The organism is Streptomyces sp. NPDC006265, assembly GCF_040613555.1.
Taxonomy (GTDB): Bacteria; Actinomycetota; Actinomycetes; order Streptomycetales; family Streptomycetaceae; genus Streptomyces.
The window spans coordinates 1-10,155 of the sequence record NZ_JBEXSH010000265.1 but is presented as its reverse complement, the minus strand read 5'-3'; the positions used below and the strand labels follow the sequence as shown (position 1 = coordinate 10,155).

9 protein-coding genes are annotated in these 10,155 nt (G+C 73.7%); 2 read left to right on the top strand and 7 right to left on the bottom strand.

Annotated features, from left to right (window positions below; translation table 11 throughout):
- Window positions 1-88: 88 nt before the first annotated feature.
- Genes hypE through ABZ281_RS21700 form a run of 7 tightly spaced genes read right to left on the bottom strand, consistent with a single transcriptional unit; the run spans window position 89 to window position 8,066 of the window.
- Window positions 89-1,159, bottom strand: coding sequence for a hydrogenase expression/formation protein HypE (gene hypE, locus ABZ281_RS21730; RefSeq protein WP_356657795.1), 1,071 nt, complete (start codon window positions 1,157-1,159; stop codon window positions 89-91).
- A complete protein-coding gene (hypD, locus tag ABZ281_RS21725; protein ID WP_356657793.1) occupies window positions 1,152-2,294 on the bottom strand; it encodes a hydrogenase formation protein HypD in 1,143 nt (380 codons plus the stop codon). Before hypD ends, hypE begins: the two co-directional genes overlap by 8 nt.
- Complete coding sequence (locus ABZ281_RS21720; protein ID WP_356657791.1) at window positions 2,291-2,611, bottom strand: HypC/HybG/HupF family hydrogenase formation chaperone; 321 nt, start codon at window positions 2,609-2,611, stop codon at window positions 2,291-2,293. Before ABZ281_RS21720 ends, hypD begins: the two co-directional genes overlap by 4 nt.
- Window positions 2,612-2,614: 3 nt before the next feature.
- Window positions 2,615-4,936 carry a carbamoyltransferase HypF gene (gene hypF / locus ABZ281_RS21715; RefSeq protein ID WP_356657789.1) on the bottom strand — a complete coding sequence of 774 codons (2,322 nt, stop codon included), beginning with the start codon at window positions 4,934-4,936 and terminating at the stop codon, window positions 2,615-2,617.
- Window positions 4,933-5,694 (bottom strand): hydrogenase nickel incorporation protein HypB, encoded by a 762-nt coding sequence (gene hypB / locus ABZ281_RS21710; protein ID WP_356657787.1) that lies wholly within the window; start codon window positions 5,692-5,694, stop codon window positions 4,933-4,935. The genes hypF and hypB overlap by 4 nt, the downstream gene beginning before the upstream one ends.
- A gap of 39 nt (window positions 5,695-5,733) precedes the next feature.
- Complete coding sequence (locus ABZ281_RS21705; protein WP_356657785.1) at window positions 5,734-6,321, bottom strand: hydrogenase maturation protease; 588 nt, start codon at window positions 6,319-6,321, stop codon at window positions 5,734-5,736.
- A complete protein-coding gene (locus ABZ281_RS21700; RefSeq protein ID WP_356657783.1) occupies window positions 6,318-8,066 on the bottom strand; it encodes an enoyl-CoA hydratase-related protein in 1,749 nt (582 codons plus the stop codon). The genes ABZ281_RS21705 and ABZ281_RS21700 overlap by 4 nt, the downstream gene beginning before the upstream one ends.
- Before the next feature lie 200 nt (window positions 8,067-8,266).
- Between ABZ281_RS21700 and ABZ281_RS21695 the strand changes: the two genes are divergently transcribed.
- Both ABZ281_RS21695 and ABZ281_RS21690 read left to right on the top strand, forming a co-directional pair.
- Window positions 8,267-9,880: a family 43 glycosylhydrolase gene (locus tag ABZ281_RS21695; protein ID WP_356657781.1), complete on the top strand. Its 1,614-nt coding sequence runs from the start codon at window positions 8,267-8,269 to the stop codon at window positions 9,878-9,880.
- 81 nt (window positions 9,881-9,961) lie between these two features.
- Window positions 9,962-10,155: LacI family DNA-binding transcriptional regulator (locus ABZ281_RS21690; RefSeq protein WP_356657779.1), on the top strand; the 194-nt coding region annotated here is incomplete at its 3' end.

Below are 10,155 nucleotides of genomic sequence, written 5' to 3'. Positions count from 1 at the left end.
GAGCTGGAGATCGCCGGGATCGAGCCGGTACCGGCATAGCGGGGAAGGGCCCCGCCGCGAAGGCGGGGCCCCTTGGTTTGTCCTGCGGTCAGCAGATGCGCGGCAGCTGCCCCCCGAGCGGCAGATCCACCACCCGCGTCCCGCCGAGCCCGGTGGCGACCACCACCATCCCCGGATGCTCGGCGACGCACTCGCCGATCAGCGTCGCGCCGGCACCCTGCGGATGGGCCCGCATCGCCGCCAGCACCTCCTCCGCCTCCGATGGGGGCACGAAGGCGACCAGCCGCCCCTCGTTGGCGACATACAGCGGATCGAGTCCGAGGAACCCGCAGGCGTTCGCCACGGCGTCCGGCACCGGAATCGCCCGCTCCTGAAGCCGGACACCGGTCCCGGAGGCACGGGCGATCTCGTTCAGGGACGCGCCCAGGCCGCCCCTGGTGGGATCGCGCAGCACATGCACGTCCGGAGTGACGGCCAGCATCGCCGCCACCAGATCCGCCAGCGGCGCGGTGTCACTGGCGACCTCCACCCCGAATTCCAGCCCTTCCCGCACGCTCATGATCGCCACACCGTGCAGTCCGATCGGGCCGCTGACGATGACCGCGTCGCCGGGCCGGGCACGCTGGGGCCGGATGTCCACCCCGTCGGGCACGAGCCCCACCCCGGCGGTGGTGACGTACACCCCGTCGCCGTGCCCGGACTCCACCACCTTGGTGTCACCCGTGGCGATCGTGACCCCGGCGGCCTCGGCAGCCGCCCCCATCGAACGGGCGATCCGCTCGACGACCGTCAGCTCCACGCCCTCTTCCAGGACGAAGGCGGCCGAGAGGTACGCGGGCACGGCACCGCTCATCGCGAGGTCGTTGACGGTTCCGTTGACCGCGAGGTCGCCCAGGCAGCCGCCGGGGAAGAACAGCGGCCGGACCACGTAGGAGTCGGTGGAGAAGGCCAGCTGCGCGCCGCCCAGTTCGAGGACGGCGGAGTCGGCGAGCCCGGCCAGGGTGGCGTTGCCGTAGGCAGGGGTGAAGATCTGCTCCATCAGCTCAGCCGACAGCGCGCCCCCGCCGCCGTGCCCCATGACCACCACCCCCTGGTCGCGCAGCGGGGCGGGGCAGGTCCAGTTGGCCGGGTCGACCACATCGGCGAGTCGTTCAGGCAACGGGGGCCACCTCCTGCTGCGCGGTCCCGCCGGCCTGCGGCGCCGGGGCGTTCATCCGGCGGTAGAGGTAGTAGGCCGCGCAGGCGCCCTCGCTGGAGACCATGGTGGCGCCGAGCGGGGTGCGCGGCGTGCAGGTGGTGCCGAACGCGGCGCACTCGGTCGGCTTGATCAGGCCCTGGAGCACCTCGCCGGCCCGGCACTCGGCGGGCTCCTCGGTACGGATCCCGCTCACGTCGAAGCGGTGCTCCGCGTCGTACGCGCGGAAGGCGTCGGTCAGCCGCCACCCGCTGGCCGGGATCCGCCCGATGCCCCGCCAGGACCGGTCGGTGACCTCGAAGACCTCCTCGATCATGCGCACTGCGGCCGGGTTGCCCTCCTCGCGCACGGCACGCGGGTAGGCGTTCTCCACCCGGTGCTCACCGCGTTCCAGCTGGCGGACCGCCCGGCGGATGCCCTCCAGGATGTCCAGCGGCTCGAAGCCGGTCACCACCATCGGTACGCGGAACCGCTCGGCCAGGTCCGGGTACTCGGCCATCCCCATCACGCTGCACACGTGCCCGGCGGCCAGGAAGCCCTGCACCCGGCACTCGGGCGCCGTCATGATCGCCTCGACGGCCGGGGGGACCCGCACATGCGACACCAGCAGGCTGAAGTTGGACAGGCCCAGCCGGCGTGCCTGGTGCACGGCCATCGCGTTGGCCGGGGCGGTGGTCTCGAAGCCGATCGCGAAGAACACCACCTCCCGGTCCGGGTTGCGGCGGGCCAGCTCCAGGGCGTCGAGCGGCGAGTACACCACCCGTACGTCGCCGCCCTCGCCCTTGACCCGGAACAGGTCGCGGTCGGTGCCCGGCACCCGGAGCATGTCGCCGAAGGAGCAGAAGATCACCCCGGGCCGCGAGGCGATCTCCAGAGCCTTGTCGATGACCTCCAGCGGCGTGACACAGACCGGGCAGCCCGGCCCATGGATCAACTCGACCTGCTCGGGCAGCAGTTGGTCGATACCGTGCCGGATGATCGAGTGGGTCTGCCCGCCGCACACCTCCATCAGGGCCCAGGGCCGGGTGGCGGTGGCACGGATCTCGTCCAGCAGCCGCCGCGCCAACTGGGGGTCGTTGAACTCGTCGATGTACTTCATCGGGTCTCACTTCCGCTGTCCTGGGGCTCCGCCGCCGCGGTACCGCCCGCCTCCTTGGCCGCCTGCTCCCAGGCGTCCCCGAACTCCTCCTCCAAGAGCCCCAGTTCCTCGAACAGCTTCAGTGAGGCCAGGGCCGACTCCTCGTCCAGACGCTGGAGCGCGAAGCCGACGTGCACGATGACGTACTCACCCACCTTCACGTCGGACACGTACTCCAGGCACGCCTGTTTCTGCACGCCGCCGAAGTCGATCAGCCCGGTGAGCGGATCGGCGCTGTCGTCGATGGCCACGACCTTGCCGGGCACTGCCAAACACATGGGTCACTCCTTCTGTCGTAGGTGCGCCGCGACCACCAGCTGGCCGAGGGCCAGCCCGCCGTCGTTCGGCGGGACTTCGCCGTGCCGGAGCACCGCGAAGCCGTCTTCGGTCAGCAGCCGCGCGCACTCCTCCTCCAGCAGCGCGTTGGCGAACACCCCGCCGCTGAGGGCGACGGTGGCCAGGCCGGTGTCCTGACGCGCGCGCCGGCAGATCTCCGCCACCGCCCGCGCCACGGCCCGATGGAAACGGGCCGCGAGCACGGCGGCGGGGGTGCCGCGCCGCAGATCGGCGACCAGCGCACTCAGCACGGGCGCGGGGTCGAGCCCGTCGGCGAAGGTGTACGCGGACCCGTCGGCGCCCCACGCCGACGCGGCCGCCGCCTCCAGTTCCAGCGCGGCCTGCGCCTCGTACCCCGTGCGATGGCACACGCCCACGAGCGACGACACGGCGTCGAAGAGCCGGCCCATGCTGGAGGTCGGCACACAGGCCAGGCCGCCGGACAACTGTCGTTGGAGCACCGCCAGTTCCTGGGGTGCGCAGGCGGTCACGCACGGCAGGTCCGCGTCCCACGGCAGTCTCGCCGCCCACAGCCGGGCCAGGGCCAGGCGGCACGGGTTGGCGACGCCCGCGTCGCCGCCGGGCAGCGGGGCGCGGGAGAGGTGGGCGTAGCGCCGGAAGCCGGTGTAGTCGGCGAGGAGGATCTCGCCGCCCCAGACGGTGCCGTCGTCGCCGTAGCCCGTGCCGTCGAAGGCGACGCCGATCACGGGGACGGCGCCGTCCAGGCCGTGCTCGGCCATCGCGGAGGCGATGTGCGCGTGGTGGTGCTGGACCGGCACGGGTGCGGGCCCGGCCAGTCGGGCGGCCCACCGGGTCGAGTGGTACCCGGGGTGCCGGTCGGCGGCGACCACTTCGGGACGCACGCCGGTCAGACGCCGCAGGTGCGTGTCCGCTCGCCGGGCCGCCTCGAGGGTGGCCAGATCGCCCATGTCGCCGATGTGCGGGCCGAACCAGGCCTGGTCGCCCGCGCCGAGGCACAGGGCGTTCTTCAGGTCGCCGCCGACGGCGAGAGCGGGCCGCACCGGGACCGGCAGGTGCAGTGGCCGGGGCACATACCCCCGGGAGCGGCGCAGCACCTGCTCGGTGCCGTCGGGCCGCACCCGCAGCAGGGAGTCGTCGCAGGGCGAGGCGATGGGCCGGTCGTGGGCGAGCCAGGCGTCTGCCAGCCCGGCGAGCCGGGTCAGCGCCTCTTCGTCGTCCGTGACGATCGGCTCCCCGGAGCGGTTGCCGCTCGTCATGACCAGCACGCGTGGGCCGGGCGGGTCACCGGGCAACCCGAACAACAGGGTGTGCACGGGCGTGTAGGGCAGCATCACGCCGAGGTGCGGGCTGCCGGGGCAGACGCCGGGTGCGAGACCGCTCGCATCCCCGCGCCGGCGCAGCAGGACGATGGGGCGCCGGGAGCCGGTGAGAGCGGCCCGTTCGGACACGGAGAGTTCCGCGATCCGCCGTACGTCGTCGAGGTCCGCGCACATCACGGCGAACGGCTTGCCGCCGCGTGCCTTGCGGGTGCGCAGAGTGTCGACGGCCCGGGCGTCGGTGGCGTCGCAGGCCAGGTGATAGCCCCCGAGGCCCTTGACGGCGACGATCCGCCCGGCGGCCAGCAACGCCCGTGCCGCCGCCAGGGCTTCGGCATCCCGGGCCGGGCCGACCTCGCTCCCGGAGCTCCCGGCCGCCGGCATCAGGCGCAGCCGGGGACCGCAGTCGGGGCAGGCCACGGGCTGGGCATGGAAGCGGCGGTCGAGGGGATCGCCGTACTCCCGGGCGCACGCGGCGCACATCGGGAAGCCGGCCATGGTCGTGACCGCCCGGTCGTACGGCATGCCCGTGGCGATGGTGAAGCGGGGGCCGCAGTGCGTGCAGGTGACGAACGGGTGCCGGTGCCGTCGGTCGGCCGGATCGGCCAGCTCCCGCAGACAGTCCGGACAGGTCGCCGTGTCGGGCGGGAGAAGGGTGCTGCCGGGGGAGCGGCCGGTGGAGCGGATGCCGAAGGTGCTCTCAGCGCCGGTGACGGGCAGGTCCTCGAAGCCGACGCCGGTGACGGTGGCCAGCGGCGGAGGCTCCCCGGCCAGCCGGTCGCAGAATTCGGCGACGCCGTCCGGTGGGCCCTCCACCTCGATGAGGACGCCGCTCGCCGTGTTGCTCACGAAGCCCGCGAGCGCCAGGTCGGTGGCGAGGCGGTGCACGAACGGGCGGAAGCCCACGCCCTGCACGGTGCCGCGCACGGTGACGCGCCGGCGCACCGCCCTGGTGGCGGGCGCCGTCACGGGACGAGACCGGCTTCGGCGCCCTCGTGCGTGTGCGTGTGCGAGTGGGTGTGGGTGTGGGTGTGCGGGCGCGGCGCCAGGGGCGGCCGGTGGACGGGGGCCCCGTCCCGGACGGCCAGCACACGCTCCAGGAGAGTGTCGACGCCGGCACCGGTGCGGGCACAGGACCGCACCACGTCCACCCCGGGGTTGACCCGCTGGACGTTCGTCTCGAAGGCCGTCTCGTCGAATCCCGCCGGCCCGGCCAGATCGGTCTTCGTCAGCACCACCAGTTGGGCGGACCCGAAGGCCGTGGGATACTTCAGCGGCTTGTCCTCGCCCTCCGTGACCGCCATGAGTACGATCCGCAGACTCTCGCCGAGGTCGTAGGACGCGGGACAGACGAGATTGCCCACGTTCTCCACGAACAGCAGCGACGTGCCCGCGGGCAGCCAGCTCTCCACATGCCCGCGCAGCTGCCTCGCCTCCAGATGGCACAGCCCGTCCGTCAGCAGCTGCTTCACCGGTGCTCCCGACCGGGCCAGCCGGTCGGCGTCGTTCTCGGTCGCCAGGTCGGCGGTGAGGGCGGCCACCGGAAGGCTCCGCTCCACCGCCCTGGCCAGCACCCTCCCGAGCAGTTCCGTCTTGCCGCTGCCCGGGCTGGACAGCAGGTTGACCACGCTCACTCCGCGCCGGGCCAGCTCCTCACGCAGGTCGGCGGCCAGATTGTCGTTCTTCGCCAGGACGGCCTGAGTGACCTCGTCCACGGAATCGCACATGGGCGCCGCTCCTCGCGGGTCGGTAGGGAAATCGTTCCGCTACCGATCCTCCGCGCCGCCGCTCACCGTGCCCGGCAGCCCGGCCGAGGACAGGGTGGCGGATTCGTCCGGGCGGCTCAACGGGGGCGAGGCCGCCGGGTCGGCGAGCAGCACCGGCACCAGGGTGTGCAGCGCCGTGACGGCCCGCCCGACCGCCTCGCGCACCGTCGTGCTGATGCCCGGGGCGATGTCCTCGTCGGCCGGTGTCCGCAGCTCGGGCTCGCAGGCCAGCACCAGGACGCGGGGGAGCGGCTCGTCGCCCAGGTGGGCGGCCAGGGCGAGGACCTTCGCCGGGTCCATGCCGTGCGCCTCGGGCGGGGGCCCCGCCGTGGCTTCGCCGGGCAGTTCCGGCTCGATGAGCGACAGCGTGCCCGGCTCGTGCCCCCGCACGGCCGCGTCGACCAGGACGGCCGTGTCGTAGCCGTCGAGCAGCTCGTACGCGAGGTCCATGCCGCGGATGCCGAAGTCCCGCACCCGCACCTGAGGAGGCAGCGGGTCCTGCTCCAGGGCGCGGATCACCTCGGGGCCGAAGGCGTCGTCGGCGAGGAAGATGTTGCCGACCCCCGCCACGAGGAGCCGCGGGCTCATCGAGCGTCCCCCGTGGTGGCCAGCGGCCGGGCGGAGCCGTTCGGGAGCTTGCGGACGAAGGCGGAGCGCAGCGCGTGGTAGGGAGCGTCCGGGTCGAAGAAGACGGCGCGCATCCGGGCGAGTTCGGCCCGCCGGTACTCGGCGAGGGGCTGCGTGAGCTCGTCCGCGTGACGGGCCGTGGCCTTGGCGGTGATCCGGCGCGGAAGGTCCGGGTCGGCGGCCAGGTCGGCGGCCAGGCGCTCGACCTCGGGGGCGAACTCCCGGGCCGCGACCGGCACCAGACGATCCACCAGCCCGATGCGCTCGGCCGTCGTGGAGCTCACGGGCAATGCCTCGGTCGTCAGCCGCTCGGCCGTCTCGGCGCCCACCCGGCGGGGCAGCGAGTACGTCCAGTACTCCGACCCGTACAGGCCCATGTTCCGGTAGTGCGGGTTGAGGACGCTGCCCGTGCGGCACCAGACCTCGTCGGCGGCCAGGGCGAGCATGAGGCCGCCCGCCGCCGCGTTGCCGCCGAGGGCCGACACCACCAGCCGGTCGGTGGTGCGCAGCACCGCCTCGACCAGGTCGTCCATGGCGTTCAGATTGGACCAGGACTCGCCCGCCGGGTCGCCCGCCGCCTCGATGACGCCCAGGTGGATCCCGTTGGAGAAGAAGTCGCGGGCGCCGCCGAGCACCAGCACCGAGGTGGGGCGGGTGAGGGCGTACCGCCAGGCGGCGAGCAGCCGGCGGCAGTGGATGGAGCTCATGGCCCCGCCGGGGAACGAGAAGGCCAGGAACCCGATGGGACCGCGCTGCCGGTAGCGGATGTCGGTCCAGGTGGTGCGGTCCGGGGGCAGTTCGAGCGGTGCGGCGATCTCGGGCAGCCAGTACGGGCGGTCGTACGCACCGGGCATGCCCGGTGCGCTGCCGGGCGGGGCCGGGAAGCCGGCGAGCACCGAGGCCGCCGGGCGGCGGAACGGCGCGGGGTCACCGGAGCTCTTGCGGGGGCGCAGCTCCGGGATCCACACCGCGCCGTCCCGGGTGGCCCGGCAGACTGCGCCGGCTCGGGTGGCGAGCAGTTCCCCGGGCTCCCCGCGCAGCCGGTCCTCGGGGTGACCGCCGTGCAGGAACACCTCCTGGCCGCAGATCTCGTCGCGGACGCCGGGCTGCGAGTCGGCCCCGCGGAGCTTGCGCAGCACCGTCGTCGTGCTGTCGTGCTCCCAGTCGATCCGCCGCTGTTCCTGGCGGAAGTAGTCCCGCCACACCACATGGGCCCCGGGTTCGCTCTGCGGGCGCGGCTTGTACGACCCCTCGGCGTAGCGCCGCACGGCCAGCAGCACGGCTGCCGTGGCCGCGTCCGCCACCTCGTTGCGGTACATGTCGCTCTTGCCCGCCGGAGGCACCGGGAAGGTGCCGTCGGCCCACACGTCCCCCGCGTCCATGGCTGCCTCGGCCTGAAGCACCGTCACGCCCCACTCGGACGCCTCCTCGGCGATCGCCCAGTCCAGCGACGACGGGCCCCGGTCACCGGGCGGCCCCGGATGCACGATCAGGCAGGTGTGCTCGCGCCACACGTCTTCCGGCAGGGCCGACTTCAGCATCGGGGCGACGATCAGCTCCGGGCCCACCTCGCGTACGGCGGCCCGGACGGCGTCGGGGCCGTGGGAGGCGAGCACGACCTCCACGTGGTGCCCCTCGTCCGACAGTTCGGCGAACACACGCTGGGACAGGCTGTTGAACGCGCTGGCGACGAGCAAGATGTCCATGACATCGCATGGTCGCCCGTCGGGGGAGGGGGGTGAAGGACCACGGCGGCGTTTCGCGGTCCTCGACCGCTTCCGGCCGAACGGATACGCGGACCCTGAGCGGAAAACCGATCGGCCGTTGCTCGCGAACGTATTCGATATTACGGTCCTGCGGTGATCACCCGGCGCCCGCCGGGGCGGGCGTCACGAGGGGACCTCCCATGCACAACCGGCCTGCGGGCCTCATCCGCAACCCGGTCCTGCCCGGCTCGCACCCGGACCCGTCCGTCCTGCGGGTGGGGTCGGACTTCTACCTCGCGACGTCGACGTTCGAGTGGTACCCGGGGGTACGCCTGCACCACTCCAGAGACCTGGTGCACTGGCGTCCCCTCGGCGGGGCCCTGACCGGCCCCCCGCTGCTCGACCTGACCGGCTGCCCGGACTCCGGCGGCGTCTGGGCACCCAGCCTCAGCCACGCGGACGGCCTGTTCCACCTGGTCTACAGCAACGTCTCCACGTACACCGGCGGCTTCACCGACTGCCCCAACCACCTGATCACCGCCCCTTCCATCGAGGGTCCCTGGTCGGAACCGGTCCTGCTGCACGCTCGCGGCTTCGACACCTCGCTGTTCCACGACGGGGCGGCCAGCTGGCTGCTCAACCTGGTGCACGACTGGCGTCCCCGGCACGGCGGTTCGGCCGGGCTCGAGGCGCGGCGCTACGACCGTGCCGAGCGCCGCCTGACCGGCGACCCGGTCCCCATCGCGCTGCCGCCGCAGGCCGGCTGGATCGAGGGCCCGAACCTCTACCGCCGCGGCCCCTGGTACTACCTGCTCACCGCGGACGGCGGCACCGGCTACGACCACCAGGTCACCGTCTCCCGCTCCCGCACCCTGACGGGCCCCTACGAACGCGACCCGCACGGTCCGCTCCTCACCGCCCGGGACCATCCCGATCTGCCGCTGCAGAAGGCCGGGCACGGCAGCCTGGTGGAGACCGGGGGCGGACGCTGGTACCTGGCCTACCTCGTGGCCCGGCCGCAGGGGCGGCGAGGGCCGTGCGTCCTGGGCCGGGAGACCGCCCTGGCGCTCGTCACCTGGACCGCCGACGGCTGGCCACGCACCGAGACCGGGCTGCCCGCCCTGGAGGTGCCGGCGCCCGCCCTGCCCCCGGGGACCGGTACCGCGGACCACGCGGACGGCGCCGACGGATTCGACGCTCCCGTCCTCGGCCCCCAGTGGTCGACCCTGCGCCGCGCCGCCGGCCCCGACTGGTTCTCCCTCACCGAACGCCCTTCCCACCTGCGGCTTCACGGCGGCCGGTCACCCCAGAGCCTGATCGGACCCAGCCTGGTGGCCCGCCGGGTGACGGCGGCGCGCTGCGCGTTCGAGGCGACGATGGAGTACCGGCCCGAGACGTTCCAGCATCTGGCCGGGATCACCGCGTATTACAACACCGGCAACTGGTACTTCCTGTACGTCACCGCCGACGACGCGGGCGAACCCGTGCTGCGCGTCGCGGGCTGCGACCGCGGCCGGCTGAGCGTCGACGAGGCCGGTCAGGTACGGCTCGGCGGCACGACGCGGCTGCGGCTGGGCCTGGACGTCGAGGGCGCCGAGCTGCGTTTCCGCCATGACACCGGCAGCGGCTGGGAGCCGTTCGGACCCGCCCTGGACGCCACGGTCCTGTCCGACGAGCACGCCGAGCACATCGAGGACGGCCACATCCGTTCCCTCGGCTTCACGGGTGCGTTCGCCGGCTTGTGGGCCTGGGACCTCACCGGGGGCGGACACCACGCGGACTTCGACGAGGCGACGTACCGGACCGGACGCTGAGCGCGTGCTCGGTGCGTCGGGAGTGTGGAACGCTGGGCGTGATCGGCCGCGGTGCGGCCGCCGGGCACGGGGGAGAGAGCGATGACGCGAACGGGAGGGCGGGCCGGCAGCGCGCCGCGCAGCGTGGACGTGGCCCGGCTGGCCGGCGTCTCGCAGAAGACGGTGTCGCGGGTCCTCAACGGGGAGCGGTACGTCTCCGACGACGTACGCCGCAGGGTGCTCGCGGCGGCCGGGGAGCTCGGCTACCGCCTGAACAGCGCGGCCCGGGCCCTGGC

Coding starts and splice junctions, on each gene's coding strand:
- ABZ281_RS21700 (WP_356657783.1), bottom strand. CDS start 8,066: ATGGACATCTTGCTCGTCGCCAGCGCGTTCAACAGCCTGTCCCAGCGT.
- ABZ281_RS21705 (WP_356657785.1), bottom strand. CDS start 6,321: ATGAGCCCGCGGCTCCTCGTGGCGGGGGTCGGCAACATCTTCCTCGCC.
- hypD (WP_356657793.1), bottom strand. CDS start 2,294: ATGAAGTACATCGACGAGTTCAACGACCCCCAGTTGGCGCGGCGGCTG.
- ABZ281_RS21720 (WP_356657791.1), bottom strand. CDS start 2,611: ATGTGTTTGGCAGTGCCCGGCAAGGTCGTGGCCATCGACGACAGCGCC.
- ABZ281_RS21695 (WP_356657781.1), top strand. CDS start 8,267: ATGCACAACCGGCCTGCGGGCCTCATCCGCAACCCGGTCCTGCCCGGC.
- hypB (WP_356657787.1), bottom strand. CDS start 5,694: ATGTGCGATTCCGTGGACGAGGTCACTCAGGCCGTCCTGGCGAAGAAC.